Origin of the sequence: Cyanobium sp. ATX 6E8, assembly GCF_024346335.1 — a bacterium.
Taxonomy (GTDB): domain Bacteria; phylum Cyanobacteriota; class Cyanobacteriia; order PCC-6307; family Cyanobiaceae; genus Cyanobium_A.
This window is the reverse complement of the sequence record NZ_JAGQCT010000003.1, coordinates 198,294-218,254: the sequence shown is the minus strand read 5'-3', so window position 1 is coordinate 218,254 and position 19,961 is coordinate 198,294. Positions and strand designations below refer to the sequence as shown.

Below are 19,961 nucleotides of genomic sequence, written 5' to 3'. Positions count from 1 at the left end.
CGACTCAGGGATCGAGGTCGATGCGGGCGTCCTTGAAGATCAGGATCTCTACGCCAGACAGCGTGTTGGTGCCTTCCGGGCGGGTGCCATCGGCGCTGGCTGCTGCGTTGTCGGTCACGATGCAGCTGCTTTTGGAGCAACCAGCGGAGAGGGAGTATTCGCTGCGATTCCCTTTGAAAAACACCACATCGAGGCCAGAGCCGCCAATCACGGTGTCGTTGCCGGGGCCAGGGAGGTAGAGGTTTTGGCCTTGGCCGCCATAGAGCGTGTCGTCGCCACCACGGCCAACGAGTTCGTTTCGGGTGTCAGTAATACCAGTGTTTGTAGGACTGTCTCCGTAAAGCGTGTCGTTTTGATTGCTGCCCACCAAGCGATCGCTGCCACCCATTCCATAGGCTGTGCAGGCATCAATGCCATTGATTCCGCCATCGCCACATTCCAGAATGTCGTTTACATTGGAGCCGGGGATCGTGTCGCCACCACCTTTGCCGCACATCAGCACTTCGTCTTCGCTGGTGAGTGCACCAATGGGAACGCTGAGGGTATCTGCGCCAGTGGTTGATCCCACGGCCCAGTTGTACATGCTGCCCCCACACAAGCTGCCTTCACCGGGGCGTGGATAGAGAGGGTTGACACGGGAGTGAACGCCCGCATCCTGGCTGTAGGCACGGGTTGAAAGGCCTTTCAGAGCCAGGTTAAATGTGAACGATTTGCTGTCGCTGCTACTGGCTGCAAAGCCATTCCCAATGGCGTCACCATCCAGCCCATCCACCATCATGGCGAGCTGGATTGGCTGGGAGGAATCGTAGCGGCCTTCGGCCGTGATCACCGGGCCGCAGCGCCACAGGGCATGGCTCGGCAGTGATCCGCTCACATTGGGTTTCACCCCATAGATCACCAATGGCAGATCACGGCGGAGATCCAGAGCCGCGCGGAATTGGTCCGTTTGAAAGCCACAACTGCTGGGAATGTTCACCTTGCTGGCAGTGGTGATCACCTGCTGGCTGAGAGCGGCTTCAGCTTCGATGAAAGATGAGGCTCGCGACCATTCGCTTTTCTGGCGTTCGGCTGCCTCCATGCGCTCATCGGTGCGCATCTGGCTCAGCATGATTTGACCAGCTCCCACCACCAGCAAGCCGCTGATGAAGCCTGCTATCAGCAGTTCTGGAAGCGTGAACCCCTAAGCTTGCCGTGGTGTGGTGATCACCATGCACTAGTCCAGTCGCAGCGGTCGTTGAGCACGCGCCCTAGGCGAATTAGCCCCAGGGGGGAATGAAGGGCGATGCAGCGATTGTGGCTTTGTTTGGCGCTGCGTAGCTCAATCAGAGCATTGTCTGGCGTGGTGCCGCGCGGTGTGTAGCGCACTGTCAGCGCGCTGCCGGGTGCCGAGCTGCTGCAGGGTGTGAACTCCGCGCTGGGATTCATCAATCTGGCGCAGAGCTGCACGATTTCGTCTTGTCCCACTTGCTCTTGCAGATTGAAGGTGAAGGGCCGTGGAGGATCCTGAAAATCGCAGTTTCCCAGGGTGGGATCCGTGACCAGCTCCAATGTGCCGCTGGCGGGATTGATTTGCACGGTGCAGGTTTTGGAATTTTGGATGGCCATGCTTCGAATTTGATCGAGCCAGCCAGCGATAGCTTTGCCGCCTGAATTGAGGCGAGCATCATTCATGAAGCGGTAGTAGCTGCTCAGTCCGAGCACGCTGGTCAAGCCCATCAGCACCACCACCAGCATCAGCTCAACCAGGGTGAAGCCTTGGCTGTTGCAGGATCGCATTGCCGTCAGGGACACCAGCCGGTGGATTCCGGCACGATGATCGCCTGTTGATACACCGGGCTATTGCCGGATTCCGAGGAAAGCGAGCTGTATTTCACCGCGAGCTCGTTGCCCGTCGCGCTCACCGTGCGCGAGATGCTCACCCCCCGGAGGCTCACTCCCGAGAGAGTTGGGGGGATGGCCAGGGTGGAGATGCCCCCCAAGGCAGCGTCGGTGGACGCCAGGCCTTCGGCCAGGGTGCCTGCCCTGCAAGCGGGTCACATCCGGAACGAAGGTGATCTGCCCATCAGCAAAGGAATTGTCACGGGCCGTGGGGCAACCGGCTGGCTCATTGGGCTGGGGGGAGGGATCGCAGCGCATGTAGTTGAACGCTGTGGCCCGCAAGCCTTCGAGGTCTTTGGCGATCAGGGCGCTGATCGCATCGCGCTCGCGGCTTTTGCTGAAGCTCTTGCCCGACTGCGTGAGCGTGCCCACCGAGTTGGTCACCACCAGGGCCAGAATGAAACCCTGCTCCTGGGGCTTGTTTGCCTTCAGGAGCAGGAATTTGCGTTGCCAGTGATGAGTGGACATGATTGGCCTTGATTCGCAGAATTAACTTTGGAACATGGCCGCTACTTAGGGCTAAGTAAAGCTGGTTAAGTTTGTCCTATTTCTTCTTTCGTTCTTTTGCTCTGTTAGCTCCAGGCGCATGCCATGGAGCCGTCTTGCTTGACGGTAATAGTTGCTATTGTCTTCCCTGAAGATTTGTCATCTGCAAGGCATTTAACTCCAGCCGGGGCTGCAGGGGAGAGTGCTGCGGTCGGAAGTAAAACATCTTGCTTGCCATCACATTTTGCGGTGGGGACAATGCCGCTGGCTCCAAGTCCAAGGGTCTGCTCTACCCCAGTAACTTGCCCCACTGCACATTCTTTTGCGAGTCCAACCAGTTCACCTACCTTGGCGGACGCTGCTGCCCGATCCCGCACCCCTAAAAACTGAGGAATCGCCACAGCAGAAAGAATGCCGATGATCGCCACCACGATCATCAGTTCGATCAGGGTGAAGCCCTGGGCCAGGCCCTTGCGGTCTTGTTTGGTGATCAGGCGGTTGAGCAGAAGCTTCTGCTGCATCAGACGTGTGGAGCTGGTCATGGGTCCGTGGGTTGGATTCCTGCAGTATCGCCGGAGCGTTTTTCCCGGTCTACAGGGTCTGCTGAGATCTGTCTGAGAATTTGCTGGCTATCGTTACTCACCCGCCCTTCGCTACGACCCTGCTTCCAGCCCACGTTCCTGCTGGCGGCCAATTGGCAGCTGTTGCAATGGCGCCGTTTGCAGGGCCCGCAACCGGTCCAGCAGCTTCTCGAACGAGAAGGATTCACCCGGTAGTCGTCGGCACCGGCATCCAGGGCGTTCACCCGGTCTTCGATGCCGTCAACGCCGGTGAGCATCGGCAGGGTCCAATCGAGCAGCAGCAGATTCCAGGGCTCAGCGCGGATCAGCTCCAGCTCCAGCTCGCTGCGCAGGAACGGGCGCTGGCCATGGGCGGAGGTTAGGAGGGGGCCGCGTTACGGCAGAACCTTGCTGGCAAGCTTTTGCAGTCGCTGATCAGCCGTCAGAAGCAGCGCTGCTTCTCGCCTGGCCAGGGCCAAGTAGAGGCAGTCATGCACAGGGTGGTCGAGATGGCAGGCAAGGGCCAGAGCTTCCACCTGGAGGTGACGATCCGGTTCGATCTGGTCCACCAGATCGCGGGCGTCGGCCAGCAGCTCCTGGGGATCCTGCGCACTGAGGTGGCCGGCGCGATGCAGTTTCCAGAGCGTGTTGGCAACCTCGCTCAGCATCAGTTCAGGCGCAAGCACCAACGGGGCTCGTTCGATGTGCTGCGCCCATTGGGATGCCTCCGGATCGCCCGTGATCAGCCTCACCACCGCTGATGCATCCAGCACGCAGGTGGCGAGGGAGGGTGCTGTCATCCGCGCTCACGGTCGGCCCGGATGAGATCTTCCGGTGACTGGGTCCACTGCAGGGGCGAGCGCTGGTTCCAGCGCTGCTGGATCCGCTCCAGGGTCAGTTGGCGCCGCTGGCGCTGATCGCCGCCCGCCATGGTTTCCAGATCGGCCAGCGCCTGCTGGCTCAGGCTGCGCTTGTGGGCACGGGCTCGCCGCTGCAGCAGGCGATGCAATGGCTCGGGCAGGTCGCGAATCTGGAGTGAGGGCATCGCTACCCGAGGAAGGTGAATGCCGATTGTAGTGGATATGCATGCATCATGCATGCGTTAAGGCTTCTCGGTGGGGGCTGCGTCGGTGGGAATCAGCTCAAGGGCGCCTTGTCCGCCCGCCACGGCGAAGGTGCTGAGGCGTCTGTCGAGGCTGGCCAGCACCCCTCCTTTTTGAACCGCCAAAGCCAGCAAAAAGGTATCGGTGATTTGGCCCGATTCCACCAGGGCCGATGGGTTGACATGCCCCAGGCCCAGCAAGCTCGGGGCCTCCGCCCAGAACTGATGCTGGGGATGGGAGACGAGCTCCTGCAAAATCCGACTCACCACCGCCGGTGATCCCGGGGAATTGGGGTATCGCGGATGCCCCACGATGCGCAGTACGGCGTTTTGGGTCACGGCACAACTGGCCCAATCGGCCTCTCCCCGGCTCGAAAACCAGCGATGGGAGCTGTCGTGATGCACATGCCTGGGGTCGATCAAGGCGATCAGCACGTTTGCGTCGAGCAGGGCGACCGGGATCACTCGCCGTCCTCCCGCAGGCTGTTGACCAGATCGAGATCCACCGGGCCTCCGGTGGGCTGGAGGGGCAGCAACGGAAAGCCATTGCGGTGTTCCTGAGGTGCTCTGGCGAGATCCGCTGGCACTGGCGTGGTTAAGGCGCTGCGCAGCAATTGGCTGATCACGCTGCCGATGGATTGGCGCCGTTCCCGAGCCAGAACCCGGGCAGCCGAGAGCACGTCGTCATCCAGCCGCAGGGTGGTGCGCATTTGGTGCCTGGCATCAAACATCAAAATAGATCTGATCGCCGTGGCGCTGCAGCCCCATCTCTGCTCAACTGGTGCCCACCGCCATTGGCGCACCTCTTGTTTGCAGGCTTTGCCCTTCGCCGCGCCACCAGCCTTTCGGGCCGTATGGCCCGCTGGGGGCTGGCGATCGTGGTGCTGTATGCCCTGGTGGCCCTGCTCACGCCGTTGCTGGTGCACATCGGCTGGCTGAGCGATCCCAACGCCGGCCTGCAGAACCCCATCTATGCGCCGCCGTCGCTGGCCCACTGGTGCGGCACCGATCGTCTCGGCCGCGATGTGTGCGTGCGCACCCTGGCCGGCAGCGGCGTGGCCCTGCAGGTGGTGCTGCTGGCCCTGGTGATTGCCCTGGTGATCGGGGTGCCGCTGGGCATGGTGAGCGGCTACCTGGGCGGCTGGGTCGACCGGGTGCTTGTGCTGCTCATGGACACCCTCTACACCCTGCCGGTGCTGCTGCTCTCGGTGGTGCTGGCGTTTCTGCTGGGGCGCGGCCTGCCCAATGCCGCCGCCGCGCTGTGCGTCGTCTACATCCCCCAATACTTCCGCGTGGTGCGCAACCAAACGGCCCAGGTGAAGGCGGAGTTGTTTGTGGAGGCGGCCCAGTCGCTCGGGGCAGGTCCGCTCTGGATCCTGCGGCGCTACCTGCTGCGCAACGTGATCACCTCGGTGCCGGTGCTGCTCACCCTCAACGCCGCCGATGCGGTGCTGGTGCTCGGCGGCCTCGGTTTCCTCGGCCTGGGCCTGCCAGAAACTATCCCGGAGTGGGGCGGCGACCTGCAGCAGGCGCTCACGGCCCTGCCCACCGGCATCTGGTGGACAGCCCTTTATCCCGGCTTGGCCCTGTTTGTGCTGGTGCTCGGCCTGTCGTTTTTAGGGGAGGGGCTGGAGAGCTGGCTGAGTGGGGCCGACGGGCAGCGGGCGGGATCCTGAAGCCGACTTCAGGGGCGCAGCTGCCGCAGCCAGCCTTCGAGCGGTTCACAGCGGATGCCGTCGATCAGCAGGCACTCGGGGCAGTAAGAGAGCAGCAGGCGTTCGGCTTCGGGGTAGTCCTCACCGAAGGCCCGCAACGCTTTGAGGTCGCTCCGGTCGATTCGCCGGCTGCGTTTCACCTCGATCGCCAGAAACAAGTTGGGGCCATACACGATGAAATCCACTTCCAATCCAGATCGGGTGCGCCAGAAGCTGAGCTGGGCGCCTCCGTCGCGCAGCTGACAGACCGCCCGTAGGTGCTGAGCTACCAAGGTTTCGAGCGCCACCCCTTCAATCTCTTCCGGCGCATCCAGCGGGCCACGGGGGCGCAGGGAGCGGAACACGCCCGCATCGAAGAAGAAAAACTTCTGGTGCTGCACCAGCTGCCGCTGGGCCCGCCGTTGAAACACCGGTAGCCGGAAGCTGATCAGAAGGTCTTCAAGGATTCCCAGATAGCTTTCGGCCCGCTTGCGCGGGATTTCGGCCTCCCGGCCCAGGTTGGCCAGGTTTAGTGATGAGCCCTGCGAAAAGCTGATCACCTCCAGAAAGCGAGCGAAATCGCCGATCTGGCGCACCAGGGCTTCGGCCTGCACCTCCTCTTGCAGATACAGCGAGGCATAGGCCGCCAAAGTGGCCTCTGGATCCACGGCTTGCCACACCAGTGGCACGAGTCCGTTGGCCAGTGCCCGCGACAGCTCGAAATCCGGGCCCAGCTCCGCCGCCATGAACGGCGGCATGTGCACCGCCAGCAGCCGACCTCCCAGCAGATTGGCGGCCCCGTGGCGCAGCTTGCGCGCACTCGAGCCGGTGAGCACGAAGCGCAGATCACGTCGTTGTTCCACCAGGGCATGCACCACGTCGAGCAACTGGGGCGCTTTCTGAACTTCGTCGATCACCACCGTGTGGGCCATTGTTCCTGCAGCGGCGATGCGCTCGGCCAGTCGCTCCGGCCTGGCCTGATAGGTGCGCAGCACCTCCGGTGCCAGCAGATCCAGCCGCAGGGCCTCGGGAAACTCCTGCTGCAGCCAGGTGGATTTGCCGGTGCCGCGCGGCCCGAACAGAAAGAAGCTGCCCGGAGGTGGCTGCAGAAATCGCCGGATCGCCGCCATTTGCGCAGGCAAAATGGAGTTTCGGCTTCCATTTTGCATTGATTCTGAAGCTGCGCCAGAATCAATAGGTGTGAAGGTCGAACCCATGCCCTGGTGGTTGGATCTGCTCCTGCTCTCTGCCGCGGCGGCCCTCTGGTTCAGCGGCAGCGCCGACCCAGACGACGTTTGGGGTCTTTTCCAGAAGCTGCTCGCCGCTGTGGCCCTGGCGGTGGTGCTGCTGGGCGGCCGCCAGATCCCGCTGGAGCTGCTGGCCCTCGGCGTGGCCCTGTGGCTCCCCAGCGCCCGCCGGTTTCAGTAGCGCATCTTCAGGGTGCGCGGCAGGTTTTCGCTGATGGCGCCCTCGGCATCGAGAGCCGGGTAGGGCCGCCCTTCCCGCTGGCACCAGGCCGCCACCTCGGGGTAGGCCCACTCAAACAACAGCGGTCCGTAGCGCTCCGCCGGCACCCCTTCGCCGCAGGTGGGCAGCACCCCGGCAGCCTGCCGCTGGCGCAGCGCCTCAAACAGCAAGGTGGCGCAGGCCACGCTCACGTTCAGCGACTGCACCATGCCCTGCATCGGGATCACGATCGGCTGGTCCACCAGCGCCGCCGCTTCTGCGCTCAGGCCCCACTTCTCAGCGCCCAGCACCAGGGCACTCGGGCCGGTGAAATCGCAGGCGCGGTAGTCCACCGCCTCCACCGACAGGTGGGTGCCGTAGAGCCGGAAGCCCTGGGCCTTGAGCTGCTGCAGCAGGGCCACGCTGTTGCTGTGGCGGTGCAGCGGCACCCACCTCTCGCTGCCCTTGGCTGTGCAGTTGAAGGTGGGGGTGCGGCCCGCCAGGCTCACCACATGGGCCTCCAGCACCCCCACGGCATCGCAGCTGCGCAGGATCGCCGAGAGGTTGTGGGGTTTGTCGACGTGCTCGAGCACCACGGTGAGGTCGCCCATGCGGCGATCGAGCACGGCCTTGAGCCGCTCGAAGCGGCGGGGCAGCAGGGGCATGGCGTTGGGATCTGGCGTCAAGGGCCGTTGCGCCATCCTCAATCAACACCCCACCAGCAACGCCCCTACCGGCTGGGGAGCTGGTGTTTCGGGCGAATTGGATTTGTTGAACAACTTGTTGCACCCATGCAAACCGCCGATGGCACATCCCCGCTCCCGCCCGCGCCCAGCGCTTCCTTCGACCAGCGGGTTTATGCCGCGGTGGCCGGCATCCCCCGCGGGCAGCTGGCCACTTATGGCCAGATTGCCGAGCTGATCGGGGCCTACGGCGCGGCGCGCCAGGTGGGTTGGGCGTTGCGGCGGCTGCCCTTGCCGTCGCCGATTCCCTGGCAGCGGGTGGTGAATGCCCGCGGCCAGATCAGCTTCAGCCCCAGCCGCGAAGGCAGCGACTGGATCCAGCGCGAGCTGCTGCTGGCCGAAGGCATCCCCGTCGACGCCGCCGGTCGCCTGCCCCTGGCCCGCCACCGCTGGCGGCCGCGCTAGGTGTGGAGTTGGATCACCGCCCGCACCACCCCTGACCCCGTCGCCCGCCGCACCGCCCACCGCGCCCCCTGCCGCGATCGGTCTGGCGCCACGCCAGTTGGCCTGGCAGGTGTTGCTGGCGGTGGGGGGTGGCGCCTACGCCGATGTGGCCCTGGAGCGGGAGCTGCAGCGCCATCCTCTCGACGGGGCCGACCGCGCTCTGGCCACCGAACTGGCCTACGGCGCCATCCGCCAGCGGCGCCTGCTCGATGCCTGGCTCGATGCCCTCGGCAAGGTGCCGGCCGCGCGCCAGCCGCCCAAGTTGCGCTGGCTGCTGCATCTGGGGCTCTACCAACTGCTGTTCAGCAGCCGGGTGCCGGCTTTGGCGGCGGTGAGCACCACCGTGGAGTTGGCGAAACGGGGCAAGCTCGGCCGGCTGGCGCCGGTGGCCAATGGCCTACTGAGGGCCTGCGGGCGGCGGCGCGCGCAGGCCGGGCCTGAGCCCTGGGACGGCCTGGGCCCCCTGCCCGCCGATCCTGCGGCTGCGTTTGGCCTGCGCCACTCCCTGCCCGAATGGCTGGCGCAGCTGGCGCTGCAGTGGCTGCCCGCTCCAGAAGCAGAGGCCTTCGGCTGCTCCTGCAACCAGGCCCCCGCCCTCGATCTGCGGGTCAACCCGCTGCGCACCAGCCGTGCGGCCCTGCTGGAGGCCTTCGCCGCCGTCGGGCTGGAGGCGGCCCCCCTGCCGGATCTGCCCAACGGCCTCACGCTCCTGGGCCGCAGCGGCGAGTTACGAGCCCTGCCCGGCTACGCCGAGGGCCACTGGTGCGTGCAGGACCGCGCCGCCCAGGCGGTGGGCCTGCTGCTCGCTCCCCTGCCTGGCGAGCGGATTCTCGATGCCTGCGCCGCCCCCGGCGGCAAAAGCACCCACCTGGCCGAGTTGATGGGCGACCAGGGCGAGGTGTGGGCGGTGGATCGCTCCGAAGGGCGGCTGCGCCGGGTGGGCGTTAACGCGGCGCGCCTGGCCCTGCAGAGCATCCACACCCTGGCCGCCGATGCCGCCCAGTTGGCGGCCGACAAGCCCGAGTGGCGCAGCAGCTTTGGTCGCATCCTGCTGGATGCCCCCTGCTCAGGGCTCGGCACCCTGGCCCGCCACGCCGATGCCCGCTGGCGCATCACGCCCGAGGCGATCGCCGAGCTGGTGCTGCTGCAGCGCCAGTTGCTGGAGGCCCTGCTGCCCCTGCTCAAGCCCGGCGGCCAGGTGGTGTACGCCACCTGCACGGTTCATCCGGCTGAAAATGCCGAGCTTCTCGATGGCTTCCTGGCCGACCACCCCAGCTGGCAGCGGCTGCAGCAATGGCAGCGCTGGCCGGAGCCCAGCGGTGGCGATGGCTTTTTTGCGGCCCTGCTGCAGGCCCCGCTGGCACCCGCGGCCTTGGCGGCTTAGGGCGCCGGGGGGGGCGCCACCGGTGGCGGTGGGGCGTCCAGGGGGGGCGGTGTTGTGGCCTGGGGTGGGGCCGGGGTGGCCGGTGCAACGGGCGCTCCTGCTCTGGGTGCGGTGGCGCCTGGCTGCTCGTTGACCCTCGGGGTGGGATCGAGCTCCTGTTCCCGCGCGTCCTCGCCATCCAGTGGGGCGTCGGGGCGGGCAGGGGCTTCACTGGGGGGCGCCGGCGGCTTCTTGCCGCCTCGGTAGGTGTCCTGCAGATCCGGCTTGGGCGGAAACTGGCGCGCCGGTAGGTCCTTGCTGATCGGCGCCATGAAGGCCCGCCAGGCGTAGGTGGCCACCACGCTGGTGCTCTTGGTGGTGCGGCTGTTGTCGTAGCCCAGCCACACCCCAGTGGTGAGCTGGGGGATCGAGCCGATGAACCACAGATCACGGCCCCCTTCTGAGGTGCCCGTTTTGCCCGCCACCGGCCGGTCCGGCAGGGCGGCGCCGCCACCGGTGCCCGACTGCACCGCCCGCTGCAGCATCCACAGCATGAGGGCGGCGAGGTCGCTGCTCACAGCCCGGCGGCCCTGGTCGCCGTCCACCCGCCGGCTCCACAGCAGCTCGCCGTCGGGGCCGAGGATCTCCTCAAACGGCGTGGGCTTGACGTAGATGCCGCCGTTGTTGATCGCCGCGTAGGCGGCCGTCATGTCCACCACGGTCTGCTCGGTGGCGCCAAGGGCCAGGGGGAAGAAGCGCCCCAGCTCCCGCGTGATGCCCAGGCTCTTGGCCGTGTCGATCACCTTGTCGAAGCCGAGCTCCTGCAGCAGCGCCACCGCCACGGTGTTGAGCGAGTTCTGCAGGGCCACCACCATCGACACCGAGCCCATGTAGCGGTTGCCGAAGTTTTTCGGGCAGTAGCCGGCGAAGCAGCGGGCCGCATCGGTGAACACCCGCTCCGGCAGCATCCCCTGCTTCAGCGCCGTGAGATACACAAACAACTTGAAGGTGGAGCCCGGCGAGCGCAGCGCCTGGGCCGCCCGGTTGAACTGGCTGGCCTTGAAGTTGGTGCCGCCCACCATCGCCCGCACCAGGCCCGTGCCGGGCTCTATCGCGACCAGAGCCCCCTCCATGTCCCCGGTGGCGTAGGTGTTGATCGCCTTCTGCGCCTGCTGCTGCCAGGCCAGGTTGATGCTGCTGCGCACCGTCAGGCCGCCCACCTCGAGTTGCTCGGGGGTGAGCACCTTGGGCAGCTCCTGCTGCACCCAGCTGCTAAACCACGGAGCCCCGCTGTCCCAGTATTTGGGCTCGGCTGGCTTCAGCTGCAGCGGCGTGGTCTCGGCCTGTTGCTGCGCGCTGGCGCTGATGAAGCCCGCCTCCTGCATGCGGCGCAGCACCGCCGCCCGGCGCTCGAGGGCCAGTTCTGGGTTCACCAGGGGCGAATACACCGAAGGGGCCGGCGGCAGGCCCGCAATCAGGGCCGCCTCGGGCAGGGTGAGCTGGTCGGGGGTTTTGGAGAAGTACACCCAGGTCGCGTCCGCCACGCCGTAGGCGCTGGAGCCCAGATACACCACATTCAGATACTCGCTGAGGATCTGCGGCTTGCTGAGCTGGCGCTCGAGCTTGCCCGCCAGGGCGGCTTCCTTGATCTTGCGCACCAGGGTGCGGTCTTGGCTGAGGAACACGGTGCGGGCCAGCTGCTGGGTGATCGTGCTGGCGCCTTCCTCCACCGAGCGCTGGGTGATGTTGCGCACCAGAGCGCGGCCGATCCCCACCGGGTCGATGCCGTCGTGCTGGTAGAAGCGCCGGTCTTCCGCGGCGATGAAGGCCTGCTCCACCAGGGCCGGCATCGTTTCGGGGGTGAGCTTCTCGCGCGTCACCGGGCCGATCTTGTGCACCACCTGGCCGTCGGCCGAGAGGATCGTCAGGGTGCCGGGGCGGTTGAAGTGGTTGATGACACGGGCATCGGGCAGCAGGCTGTCGAAGCTGGCCACTAGGGCCGCCTGGCCGCAGGCCACGCCCCCGCCGATCAGCGCCGCCAGCACGCCGGCACCCACCAGGTTGGTGCGACGCGTGGGCTTGGCGGAGCTTTTGGCCGTGCGGCTCACCTCAGGCAACGAGGGCGCTGTGGCCGATGGCCAGAGCCGTCACCAGCATGCCGAGCACCAAAAAGGGCTGGGCGCTGGCCTGGTATTTCACATCGAAGGCCACCGGATCGCGCAGCAGCCAGATGTCCTGGAAGGTGATCTGGGGAATGATCAGCAGCACCAGCAGCACTGCGGCGAAATGCTGGCCGATGGCGATAAGCACGGCCACCATCGCCAGCTGAAACACATCGATCATGCCGGCACTGATCCAGCTGGCTTTCTCGATGCCGAAGGCCACGGGCAGCGATTGCAGCCCCAGGGCCCGGTCGCCCTCCACGCTCTTGAAGTCGTTCACCACGGCGATGCCCAGGCCTGCCAATGAGTAGGCCAGGGTGAGGATCGCGGTGGTCCAGGTGAGCTGGCCAAACAGCGCCTGGCCGGCCCACCAGGGCAGGGCGATGTAGCTGGCGCCGAGGGCGTAGTTGCCCAGCCAGCCGTTCTGCTTGAGCTTCAGCGGCGGGGCTGAATAGATGAAGCTCACAAACGAGCCACCCAGGGCCAGCAGCAGCAGCACGGGGGTGGAGTGGCCGGCCCACAGGTCGAGCCCATAGGCCACGCCCAAACCCGCCAACAGCAGGATCCAGATCTGGGCCTTCACCTGGCCCAGCGGAATCGCGCCTGAGGGGATGGGACGGTAGGGCTCGTTGATCGCGTCAATCTCGCGGTCGTAGTAGTCGTTGATGGTTTGCGTGTAGCCGGCCAGCAGCGGCCCGCTCATCAGCATGCAGGCGATCGAGGCCCCCACCTCCGGCAGGGTCCAGTGGAAATTGCCTGATGCCGCCGCGCCACACAGCACACCCCAGATCAGGGGGATCCAGGTGACGGGCTTCATCAGCTGCAGCCGGATTTTCCAGATGCTGCTGGTGCCGCTGGCACCCTTCATGCCCAGCAGCTGGCGGGCGCCGGCGCCGCTGGAGGCTTCAGGGTTGGGGCTGTTGGTCAAGGCGGGCTGTTCCGGCGAGGGGAGCTCAGGCGAGGGTGATTTCGTCGTCGAAGAACCAGGCGGTCTGACCACCGCTCAGCTCCACCACCACGCCGATGCCTTTGCCGTCCACCGTGCGGAAGCCCGTCACGGTGCCGGTGGCGTCAGCCTTCAGGGAATCCACCATCTCAGTGGAGATGCGATCCCGCACCCGGGTGATTCGTACCTTCGAGCCGATGTTGATGGTGGCAGCCTGGGACATGGCCGGCGCGACTGGAAAGTGGCGCAACCTTAACAGTGGCCAAACAGTCCCCAACGGAGCTCGCGTCCATGGTTGCCAAGCGGATCATTCCCTGTCTGGACGTGGCTGATGGCCGGGTGGTGAAGGGGGTGAATTTCGTGGGCCTGCGGGACGCGGGCGACCCGGTGGAGCTCGCCTGCCGCTACAGCGCCGCGGGGGCCGATGAGCTGGTGTTTCTCGACATTGCCGCCAGCCACCAGGGCCGCGGCACCCTGGTGGAGCTGGTGCGGCGCACTGCTGAGGCCGTCACCATTCCCTTCACCGTGGGTGGCGGCATCAGCAGCGTGGAGGGCATCACCGAGCTGCTGCGCGCCGGCGCCGACAAGGTGAGCCTCAACTCCTCGGCGGTGCGCGACCCGGATCTGGTGGCCCGCGGTGCCGAGCGCTTCGGCTGCCAGTGCATCGTGGTGGCCATCGACGCCCGGGCCCGCAGCGGCGAGGGCTCCGGGGCCGGTTGGGATGTGTATGTGAAGGGCGGTCGCGAGAACACCGGCCTCGATGCGGTGGCCTGGGCCAGAAGGGTGGTGGCGCTCGGCGCTGGCGAGATCCTGCTCACCTCGATGGATGGCGACGGCACCCAGGCCGGCTACGCCCTCGACCTCACCCGGGCGGTGGCCGATGCGGTGGAGGTGCCGGTGATCGCCTCAGGCGGGGCTGGCTGCATCGCCCACCTGGCCGAGGCCCTCGATCCGGGCCCCGAGGGCGGGCATGCCTCCGCGGCCCTGTTGGCCTCCCTGCTCCACGACGGCGTGCTCACCGTCGAGGCGATCAAAACCGAACTGCTGCAAAGGGGTTTGCCGATCCGGCCGCTGGCGTGAGCACCCACGTTGGCGTGTTAACGCTTGTAACGTAATGGCATTAAGGCCAGTCCCAGCCCACCATTCCGGCACTACTCCGTTTCTGGCACCACATCGCTTCCGGCATCACTTCGCTTCAGGCATCACGTTGTTCTCCGCCCTGCCCGTTCTTCCTGCTCCCGCGTCCACAGCAATCGCCATCGGCATGGCGGGGGCCGTGGTGGCCTTGGTGGCCTGGGCCCTGCAGCTGATGCAGGCCGCCAACGATCGCCAGGAATTTTCGTTGATGCTGGCCGGCTGCATGGTGTGCTCGGCCGCCGTTGGCCTGGCCACGGTGATGGTGCTCACCTTCACGAGCCCAGAGCGACTGGAGGCCCGCGGTTTGCTGCCCGTTCCGGAGGTGGAGGCTGGGATCAGCCTTGATGCCATCGTGTTGCCCTGGGATGGTCAGCTTTAAGCCGGGAGATCCGGCGGCGGTGCAGGAGCTGTTTGAACAGATTGCACCCCGCTACGACCAGCTCAACGATCTGCTCAGCTTCGGCTTGCACCGGCTCTGGAAGCGCCAGGCGATCGCCTGGCTGCAGCCCCGCCCCGGCCAGCAGCTGATCGATCTCTGCTGCGGCACCGGCGATCTGGCGCTGGTGCTGGCGGCCCGGGTGCGGCCGGGGGGCTCCGTGCTCGGAATCGATGCGGCAGCGGCTCCCCTTGCGGTGGCGGCCCGGCGCGGCGCCGCCCAGCCCTGGCTGCCGCTGCGCTGGCAACAGGGCGACGCCCTGGCCACCGGCTTGGCGAGCGCCAGTTGCGATGGGGCCGTGATCGCCTACGGCCTGCGCAACCTCGCCGATCCGGGCGCTGGCCTGCGGGAGCTGCGGCGGTTGCTACGCGACGGCGGCCGGGCGGCGGTGCTCGATTTCAACCGGCCCAGTGGAGTGGCGGCGCGCTTTCAGCGTTTCTATCTGCGCCGTCTGGTGGTGCCCACCGCCGAGCAGTTCGGCATTCCGGAGCACTACGCCTACCTCGAAGACAGCCTGCAGCGGTTTCCCACCGGGCTGGAGCAGGAGGCCCTGGCTCGGCAGGCGGGCTTCAGTGCGGCGCGCCATCGCCCCCTCGCTGGCGGCCTGATGGGGCTACTGGAGCTGGTGGCTTGAAACCCAGCAACTTGCTGGCTGTCAGGGATGATTAGTCTTCGTCAACAGCCCCGATTGTTGTGGGCCATTGTTTGAGGGCTTTGGCAACGTTTCATATCCAGCCCATCATTGATCTGGCCTCAGGTCGTCTTTGCGGCGGCGAAGTGCTGTGGCGTCCCAACAATGCTCAGCCAACGGCGGCAGACATTCAGGCCCTGGATGTGGATCCGGATCTGAACATTGCGGTGACGCAGGACTCTTTTATTGTTGCCTTGCGGGCCCTCGACCGCATGCCGCCCAACCTTTGGTTGTCGGTCAACCTGTCCTGTCAGTTCATCGGCTCCGGGTTGATGTTTTTCAGGCCCATCTCCCGGGCGCTTGGTGATCTCGACAGCCTGCGTCGTCGCATCGGCCGACGGCTGGTGGTGGAGGTAACCGAGTCTGGTGTGGCGGATCAGCATGCGTTGTCATTCATCCACGAGCTCGCAGACCTGCACACGATCGCTGTTGATGATTTCGGCACCGGCGATGCACCCCTCTCCCACATGCTGAATCTGCACTTCAGCAAGCTCAAGCTGGATCGCTCGATCGTCGCGGGCGTTGATGTGGATGGCTTCCGTCAGCGGTTTGTGAAGTGGGTGGTGTCGGGCTGCCACGCCATCGGGGTGGAGGTTTGCGCGGAGGGCGTGGAAACGGAAGCGGAAGCCAGCTTCCTCCGCAACCATGGGGTCAACCAGGGCCAGGGCTGGCTGTGGAGCGAAGCGCTCCCCGTGGAGCTGTTTGAGAGCCTTGCCCTTGCCGGAGAAGCGGTGCCGGCATCGTTCGACCGCCTGCTCAACGCCCCCTGAGCTTGGACGCCTCCTGCCACACCGCCAGCCCTTCTGGGATCATCAGAGGCTCACGGCCTGCGGGTCGATCCTCGAATCCAGTTGCTGCCAGCCCGTGAACTTCCAGGACATCATCCAGACCCTCAACGGCTTCTGGGCTGAGCGCGGCTGCCTGATCCTGCAGCCCTACGACACTGAAAAGGGCGCCGGCACGATGAGCCCCCACACGGTGCTGCGGGCGATCGGCCCCGAGCCCTGGGCGGTGGCCTACCCCGAGCCCTGCCGCCGCCCCACCGACGGCCGCTACGGCGACAACCCCAATCGGGCGCAGCACTATTTTCAGTACCAGGTGCTGATCAAGCCCAGCCCCGACGGCATCCAGGAGACCTACCTCGCCTCCCTCGAGGCGCTCGGCATCCGCGCCAAGGATCACGACATCCGCTTCGTCGAAGACAACTGGGAATCGCCCACCCTCGGCGCCTGGGGTGTGGGCTGGGAGGTGTGGCTCGACGGCATGGAGGTGACCCAGTTCACCTACTTCCAGCAGTGCGGCGGGCTCGACTGCCGGCCGGTGTCGATTGAGATCACCTACGGCCTCGAGCGCCTGGCGATGTATCTGCAGGATGTGGAGAGCATCTGGGATCTCTCCTGGGATGCCAACCGCTCCTACGGCGACATCTGGCTGCCGTTTGAGAAGGGCCAGTGCACCTACAACTTCGAAGCCTCCAACCCCGAGCGGCTCAAGCAGCTGTTTGCCATCTATGAGGCCGAGGCGGCGGATCTGGTGGCCAAGCAGCTGCCGGCTCCGGCGCTGGATTTCGTGCTCAAGTGCAGCCACACCTTCAACCTGCTGGAGGCCCGCGGCGTGATCTCCGTCACCGAGCGCACCGCCACCATCGGCCGCATCCGCACCCTGGCCCGTCAGGTGGCGGAGGCCTGGCTGGCGGAGCGCGAGGCCCTGGGTTTCCCGCTGCTTGATTCGGCCAAACGCCAGCCCGAGATGGTGGCCCAAGGCGCTGCTGCTGCTGCGCCGTGAGGCGTCTGCTGCAGCGCACCCTGCTGGTGGCCGTGCTCGCCGGCGGCAGCTTCCAGTTGGGACGCCTCAGTGAGCGGGCTGTGTGGCCGTGCCGCCTGCGGCCCGTGGCCGGCCTGGTGGCGCCGCTGCTGGGCCAGCAGATGCCCAGCCGGGAGGTGTGCGATCTGCTGCTGAAGATTCCGCGTTTTTAGGTCGGTCTTCTGGGCGCTCCGTGGGAACCCTGAGCGGGTTGCAGCCAGGTGCAAACCGTTGGCCAAGTGTCCGCTGAAATTGCTGCTCTGGGGGCTGCTGCTGGCGCTGCTGCTGTTGCGGGTGGCGCTGGTGGCCTTCACCCCGCTGGCCCCGGCAGCTGGCGATCCGGTGCTGCGGCTGCAGGCAGCGGCGGACACATCGGTGGAGCTGGAGCTGCGGGGCACCCTGCTGCGCGATCCGGTGCCCAGCGGTGGCCCGATCCCCAGAGGTGGCGCCGGAGCCTGCCGGGTCCTGCTGCAGTTGCCCGTAGGCCGCACCGAACTGCGTTTTCAGGAGTGCCCACTGCTCCAGGAGGGTTGGCGCCTGCAGGTGCAGGGCCGCTTGCGCCAACCCCAGAGCTCGCCGCATCCGTTGCTGTCTGCCCCTGCCGAGCGTTTGGCCCGCCAGGGGGTTTTCAGCCAGCTGCAGGTGCAGGATTTCACCGTGCTGCAGCGTCCCGCCACGCCGGTGGCGGATCTGCGCCGCCGCATGGCCCGGGCCCTGATCCAGCAGGCTGGCCCCGACCGCGGTGGCGTACTCGCTGCCCTGGTGCTGGGCGGTGCGGTTGTGCCGCTGCCGGCGGAGCTGCGCGAGGCCTTCCGGGCGTCGGGCCTCTCCCATGCCCTGGCCGCCTCGGGCTTTCACCTGTCGGTGTTGCTGGGGGTGGTGCTGCCGCTGGGCTCCCGGCTGCCGCGCTTGGGCCGGTTGGGCCTGGCGGCGGCGGCGATGGGGTTGTTCGTGCTGCTGGCTGGGCCCCAGCCTTCGGTGCTGCGGGCGGTGTTGATGGGGGCGCTGGCGCTAGGGGTGCTGGAAAGCGGCCACCGCAGCAGGCCCTTGGGGATCCTGGCGGCCAGTGCTTTGGTGCTGCTGCTGGCCCGGCCCGACTGGCTGCTGGATGTGGGTTTTCAGCTGAGCGTGGTAGCCACTGCTGCCCTGGTGATCTCGGCCCGGCCCCTGGAGCTGGGGATGCGCCGCTGGCTGCCGGGCTGGTTGGCGGTCGCCACCGCGGTGCCCCTGGCGGCTTCGCTTTACACCCTGCCGCTGCAGCTCCTGCACTTCGGCGTGGTGCCGCTCTATGCCGTGCCCGCCAACCTGGTGGTGGCGCCGCTGCTGACGCCCCTCACCCTGGGGGCGATGGCGCTCGCTTGTTTGGCGGTGCTGCTACCGCCGTTGCTGCCCCTGGCCACCGTGCCCATCGACTGGCTGTGTCGGCTGTTGGTGCTGGTGGTGAAGGCCTTTGCGGCCCTGCCCATGGCCCAGTGGCAGCTGGGCCGGCCGGCGCCGTGGCTGGTGCTGTTGCTGGCCTTGGCCGTGATCGCCCTGGCGGTGCCGGGCCTGACCCGGCGCTGGCGGCTGCTGGGCGTGGGGCTGCTCACCCTGGTGGCGGCGGTTCATCTCAGCCTGCTGGGTGCCGACCAGCTGCTGCTGGTGCACCAGGGGCGGCTGGATCTGCTGGTGGCGCGGCATCGCGGCCGGGCGGCGCTGGTGAGCAGCTCGGCCGATGGCTTCAGCTGCAGTTTGGCCAGCCAGCTGGCCCGTGGGCTGGGGGTGCAGCGCTACGACTGGGCTCTGTTGCTCGATCCCCTGGCCCCCGAGCAGCCGGGCTGCTGGCAGGGGCAAGCCGGCCTGGTGCTGGCCAGCGCCGACGGCAGTGTGCCGCTTCAGCCCGGCCAGCGCCTGGCCAGCCGGGGGCTGAGTGCCGCCCCGGTGGCAATCGAAAGCCGGGCGATGCAGCTGCAGGTGGGCCGCTGGCGCTGGTTGCTCTTGCCCGACCGACAGGCGCTCTGGGCCTGGCAGGGGCGTGCCAACACCGGTGATCCGGCACGTCTTGATGGCGTGTGGCTCGGCTTCCGGCCTTCACCTCGTGAGCGTGTCCAGCTGCAGGCCCTCGGCGCTGAGCGGGTGTGGCTCAGCGGTGGCACCCCTCCAGGCTGGCCCGGGGGCTGGGCGGCCAGCGGCTCCAGTGGATCCCTGCAGGCTGCTCGGGGCTGATCGATCCTTAAAGTGGTCTGGGCCTGCGGGCTGTTGGAGAGGTGGCTGAGTGGTCGAAAGCGAACGACTCGAAATCGTTTGAAGGGAAACCTTCCGTGGGTTCGAATCCCACCCTCTCCGTGTAGAGAAGGTCCTGCGAAGACCGCCTAAGTCCCACTTCCCCTGCGGCAGTGGGACTTTTGCTTTGTGGATCGTCCTGGTTTGTTCGCCTTAAAACAGGGGTGTCCGAGCGACGTGTTGTTGGATTGCTGAGACGCCACTCTCTGACTCGCAAGTTCGTGCCCTGAAGGCGGCTGAGCGCAGGCAGAGCAAATCTGTCGGGTATTCCCTGATTTTGGTGATTGAGTCCGTTGCCAGGGGGGCAAGTCCTTTGAAGGGGCTGGGCATGTGGACCCTCAAGGAGGCGAGGGAGGAGTGGGATCGCATCCGGGCGTGGTCAAACCTGAATGTCTTCCACGCTGGTTGGGTTAATCGCCTGAAGTTCTCTATATACTATTGGAATAAATTTGTCATCCAATGCATAGTCTCCCGTGCATGCATGCATTGCAGGAGTCGCCTCGTGCACAAGGCTTTCGCAGTATTCATCGGGATCTTTGGCGTCTATGTTGTTGATGCAAATCACGATCCGATCAGTCTTCTTATCCTCGAATTCGTAGTATGACACAACGTTCTTTTCCTTGCACTTTGATTCAACTATTTTTGTGCCTGTTTTGAGTAACTCGTTTCTTGGCCTCTCAATATCGCTCCATGTCCCTGCGATTACAGGTGCTTGCGCGAGGCATCCTGCAGTGAGCGCCCTCGCTTCACTTGAGGGTGCTATGTGCTACCCCCCTTGGTTTTAGGCAGAAAATGCTCAAGTTTCTTA

At 66.1% G+C, this 19,961-nt stretch carries 24 protein-coding genes, 1 tRNA gene and 1 pseudogene; 13 read left to right on the top strand and 13 right to left on the bottom strand.

The annotated features are described in order from the left end of the window. Window positions 1–4: 4 nt before the first annotated feature. On the bottom strand, window positions 5–829 hold the full coding sequence (locus KBY70_RS14465) for a calcium-binding protein (protein WP_254987595.1): 825 nt from the start codon (window positions 827–829) through the stop codon (window positions 5–7). Window positions 830–968: 139 nt separating this feature from the next. On the opposite strand from KBY70_RS14465, the gene KBY70_RS04765 reads away from it, so the two are divergent. Continuing rightward, window positions 969–1,115 carry a hypothetical protein gene (locus tag KBY70_RS04765; RefSeq protein ID WP_233128603.1) on the top strand — a complete coding sequence of 49 codons (147 nt, stop codon included), beginning with the start codon at window positions 969–971 and terminating at the stop codon, window positions 1,113–1,115. An 88-nt stretch (window positions 1,116–1,203) separates the two neighbouring features. Here KBY70_RS04765 and KBY70_RS04760 read toward each other — a convergent pair whose 3' ends face one another. The 7 genes and pseudogenes from KBY70_RS04760 to KBY70_RS04730 all read right to left on the bottom strand — a co-directional run bounded on the left by KBY70_RS04760 (window position 1,204) and on the right by KBY70_RS04730 (window position 4,736). Beyond that, the gene (locus tag KBY70_RS04760) at window positions 1,204–1,776 is read right to left on the bottom strand and encodes a prepilin-type N-terminal cleavage/methylation domain-containing protein (protein ID WP_254987594.1); all 573 of its coding nucleotides are present in this window, start codon (window positions 1,774–1,776) and stop codon (window positions 1,204–1,206) included. A 5-nt stretch (window positions 1,777–1,781) separates the two neighbouring features. Further along, a complete protein-coding gene (locus tag KBY70_RS04755) occupies window positions 1,782–1,979 on the bottom strand; it encodes a hypothetical protein (RefSeq protein ID WP_254987593.1) in 198 nt (65 codons plus the stop codon). A gap of 771 nt (window positions 1,980–2,750) precedes the next feature. Continuing rightward, window positions 2,751–2,885 (bottom strand): annotated as a pseudogene (locus KBY70_RS14530) (prepilin-type N-terminal cleavage/methylation domain-containing protein); the annotation flags it as partial. Between the two features lie 434 nt (window positions 2,886–3,319). Then, a complete protein-coding gene (locus KBY70_RS04745) occupies window positions 3,320–3,724 on the bottom strand; it encodes a type II toxin-antitoxin system VapC family toxin (RefSeq protein WP_094560508.1) in 405 nt (134 codons plus the stop codon). Then, on the bottom strand, window positions 3,721–3,969 hold the full coding sequence (locus tag KBY70_RS04740; protein WP_094560506.1) for a FitA-like ribbon-helix-helix domain-containing protein: 249 nt from the start codon (window positions 3,967–3,969) through the stop codon (window positions 3,721–3,723). The genes KBY70_RS04745 and KBY70_RS04740 overlap by 4 nt, the downstream gene beginning before the upstream one ends. A gap of 57 nt (window positions 3,970–4,026) precedes the next feature. Then, complete coding sequence (locus tag KBY70_RS04735; protein WP_254987592.1) at window positions 4,027–4,491, bottom strand: TA system VapC family ribonuclease toxin; 465 nt, start codon at window positions 4,489–4,491, stop codon at window positions 4,027–4,029. Continuing rightward, window positions 4,488–4,736: a CopG family transcriptional regulator gene (locus KBY70_RS04730; protein WP_094560676.1), complete on the bottom strand. Its 249-nt coding sequence runs from the start codon at window positions 4,734–4,736 to the stop codon at window positions 4,488–4,490. Before KBY70_RS04730 ends, KBY70_RS04735 begins: the two co-directional genes overlap by 4 nt. A gap of 144 nt (window positions 4,737–4,880) precedes the next feature. Between KBY70_RS04730 and KBY70_RS04725 the strand changes: the two genes are divergently transcribed. Next, entirely contained in the window at window positions 4,881–5,702 is an 822-nt protein-coding gene (locus KBY70_RS04725) for an ABC transporter permease (protein ID WP_198953870.1), read from the top strand. Between the two features lie 8 nt (window positions 5,703–5,710). Here KBY70_RS04725 and KBY70_RS04720 read toward each other — a convergent pair whose 3' ends face one another. Then, complete coding sequence (locus KBY70_RS04720) at window positions 5,711–6,850, bottom strand: ATP-binding protein (RefSeq protein WP_094560502.1); 1,140 nt, start codon at window positions 6,848–6,850, stop codon at window positions 5,711–5,713. An 85-nt stretch (window positions 6,851–6,935) separates the two neighbouring features. Here KBY70_RS04720 and KBY70_RS04715 point away from each other — a divergent pair, with 85 nt between their 5' ends. Beyond that, window positions 6,936–7,148, top strand: coding sequence for a hypothetical protein (locus tag KBY70_RS04715; RefSeq protein WP_254987591.1), 213 nt, complete (start codon window positions 6,936–6,938; stop codon window positions 7,146–7,148). On the opposite strand, the gene trmH is transcribed toward KBY70_RS04715, so the two are convergent. After that, on the bottom strand, window positions 7,142–7,831 hold the full coding sequence (gene trmH / locus KBY70_RS04710) for a tRNA (guanosine(18)-2'-O)-methyltransferase TrmH (RefSeq protein ID WP_094560672.1): 690 nt from the start codon (window positions 7,829–7,831) through the stop codon (window positions 7,142–7,144). The genes KBY70_RS04715 and trmH overlap by 7 nt on opposite strands. Window positions 7,832–7,957: 126 nt before the next feature. On the opposite strand from trmH, the gene KBY70_RS04705 reads away from it, so the two are divergent. Next, on the top strand, window positions 7,958–8,314 hold the full coding sequence (locus KBY70_RS04705; RefSeq protein WP_254987590.1) for an MGMT family protein: 357 nt from the start codon (window positions 7,958–7,960) through the stop codon (window positions 8,312–8,314). Window positions 8,315–8,345: 31 nt separating this feature from the next. Continuing rightward, complete coding sequence (locus KBY70_RS04700; protein WP_254987622.1) at window positions 8,346–9,737, top strand: 16S rRNA (cytosine(967)-C(5))-methyltransferase; 1,392 nt, start codon at window positions 8,346–8,348, stop codon at window positions 9,735–9,737. Here the strand turns inward: KBY70_RS04700 and KBY70_RS04695 are convergent. From KBY70_RS04695 to KBY70_RS04685, 3 genes are read right to left on the bottom strand one after another with little or no spacing between them, the layout of a single operon-like run. Then, the gene (locus KBY70_RS04695) at window positions 9,734–11,824 is read right to left on the bottom strand and encodes a transglycosylase domain-containing protein (RefSeq protein ID WP_254987589.1); all 2,091 of its coding nucleotides are present in this window, start codon (window positions 11,822–11,824) and stop codon (window positions 9,734–9,736) included. The genes KBY70_RS04700 and KBY70_RS04695 overlap by 4 nt on opposite strands. Window position 11,825: 1 nt before the next feature. Further along, window positions 11,826–12,806 (bottom strand): chlorophyll synthase ChlG, encoded by a 981-nt coding sequence (gene chlG / locus KBY70_RS04690; RefSeq protein WP_094560498.1) that lies wholly within the window; start codon window positions 12,804–12,806, stop codon window positions 11,826–11,828. 25 nt (window positions 12,807–12,831) lie between these two features. Next, a complete protein-coding gene (locus KBY70_RS04685; protein ID WP_094560496.1) occupies window positions 12,832–13,047 on the bottom strand; it encodes a DUF2862 domain-containing protein in 216 nt (71 codons plus the stop codon). Between the two features lie 68 nt (window positions 13,048–13,115). Here KBY70_RS04685 and hisF point away from each other — a divergent pair, with 68 nt between their 5' ends. The 8 genes from hisF to KBY70_RS04645 all read left to right on the top strand — a co-directional run bounded on the left by hisF (window position 13,116) and on the right by KBY70_RS04645 (window position 19,216). Continuing rightward, on the top strand, window positions 13,116–13,904 hold the full coding sequence (gene hisF, locus KBY70_RS04680; RefSeq protein ID WP_254987588.1) for an imidazole glycerol phosphate synthase subunit HisF: 789 nt from the start codon (window positions 13,116–13,118) through the stop codon (window positions 13,902–13,904). Between the two features lie 127 nt (window positions 13,905–14,031). After that, window positions 14,032–14,340, top strand: coding sequence for a hypothetical protein (locus tag KBY70_RS04675; RefSeq protein WP_254987587.1), 309 nt, complete (start codon window positions 14,032–14,034; stop codon window positions 14,338–14,340). After that, window positions 14,327–15,031, top strand: coding sequence for a bifunctional demethylmenaquinone methyltransferase/2-methoxy-6-polyprenyl-1,4-benzoquinol methylase UbiE (gene ubiE, locus KBY70_RS04670; protein ID WP_254987586.1), 705 nt, complete (start codon window positions 14,327–14,329; stop codon window positions 15,029–15,031). The genes KBY70_RS04675 and ubiE overlap by 14 nt, the downstream gene beginning before the upstream one ends. An 80-nt stretch (window positions 15,032–15,111) precedes the next feature. Further along, a complete protein-coding gene (locus KBY70_RS04665) occupies window positions 15,112–15,858 on the top strand; it encodes an EAL domain-containing protein (protein ID WP_254987585.1) in 747 nt (248 codons plus the stop codon). A 94-nt stretch (window positions 15,859–15,952) separates the two neighbouring features. Further along, window positions 15,953–16,873 carry a glycine--tRNA ligase subunit alpha gene (glyQ, locus tag KBY70_RS04660; protein WP_254987584.1) on the top strand — a complete coding sequence of 307 codons (921 nt, stop codon included), beginning with the start codon at window positions 15,953–15,955 and terminating at the stop codon, window positions 16,871–16,873. Beyond that, window positions 16,870–17,064: a hypothetical protein gene (locus tag KBY70_RS04655; RefSeq protein ID WP_233128597.1), complete on the top strand. Its 195-nt coding sequence runs from the start codon at window positions 16,870–16,872 to the stop codon at window positions 17,062–17,064. Before glyQ ends, KBY70_RS04655 begins: the two co-directional genes overlap by 4 nt. A gap of 58 nt (window positions 17,065–17,122) precedes the next feature. Beyond that, a complete protein-coding gene (locus KBY70_RS04650; RefSeq protein WP_254987583.1) occupies window positions 17,123–19,096 on the top strand; it encodes a ComEC/Rec2 family competence protein in 1,974 nt (657 codons plus the stop codon). Between the two features lie 35 nt (window positions 19,097–19,131). Next, window positions 19,132–19,216: transfer RNA gene (locus tag KBY70_RS04645), tRNA-Ser, on the top strand. The last annotated feature ends 745 nt before the right edge of the window (window positions 19,217–19,961 follow it).

Excerpts from the sequence above, each read along its gene's own strand:
- KBY70_RS04715 (WP_254987591.1), top strand. The coding sequence starts at position 6,936 with ATGCCCTGGTGGTTGGATCTGCTCCTGCTCTCTGCCGCGGCGGCCCTC.
- KBY70_RS04705 (WP_254987590.1), top strand. The coding sequence starts at position 7,958 with ATGCAAACCGCCGATGGCACATCCCCGCTCCCGCCCGCGCCCAGCGCT.
- KBY70_RS04720 (WP_094560502.1), bottom strand. The coding sequence starts at position 6,850 with ATGGCGGCGATCCGGCGATTTCTGCAGCCACCTCCGGGCAGCTTCTTT.
- KBY70_RS04730 (WP_094560676.1), bottom strand. The coding sequence starts at position 4,736 with ATGCGCACCACCCTGCGGCTGGATGACGACGTGCTCTCGGCTGCCCGG.
- KBY70_RS04745 (WP_094560508.1), bottom strand. The coding sequence starts at position 3,724 with ATGACAGCACCCTCCCTCGCCACCTGCGTGCTGGATGCATCAGCGGTG.
- KBY70_RS04685 (WP_094560496.1), bottom strand. The coding sequence starts at position 13,047 with ATGTCCCAGGCTGCCACCATCAACATCGGCTCGAAGGTACGAATCACC.
- KBY70_RS04725 (WP_198953870.1), top strand. The coding sequence starts at position 4,881 with ATGGCCCGCTGGGGGCTGGCGATCGTGGTGCTGTATGCCCTGGTGGCC.
- ubiE (WP_254987586.1), top strand. The coding sequence starts at position 14,327 with ATGGTCAGCTTTAAGCCGGGAGATCCGGCGGCGGTGCAGGAGCTGTTT.
- KBY70_RS04740 (WP_094560506.1), bottom strand. The coding sequence starts at position 3,969 with ATGCCCTCACTCCAGATTCGCGACCTGCCCGAGCCATTGCATCGCCTG.
- hisF (WP_254987588.1), top strand. The coding sequence starts at position 13,116 with ATGGTTGCCAAGCGGATCATTCCCTGTCTGGACGTGGCTGATGGCCGG.
- trmH (WP_094560672.1), bottom strand. The coding sequence starts at position 7,831 with ATGCCCCTGCTGCCCCGCCGCTTCGAGCGGCTCAAGGCCGTGCTCGAT.
- KBY70_RS04760 (WP_254987594.1), bottom strand. The coding sequence starts at position 1,776 with ATGCGATCCTGCAACAGCCAAGGCTTCACCCTGGTTGAGCTGATGCTG.
- KBY70_RS04765 (WP_233128603.1), top strand. The coding sequence starts at position 969 with ATGTTCACCTTGCTGGCAGTGGTGATCACCTGCTGGCTGAGAGCGGCT.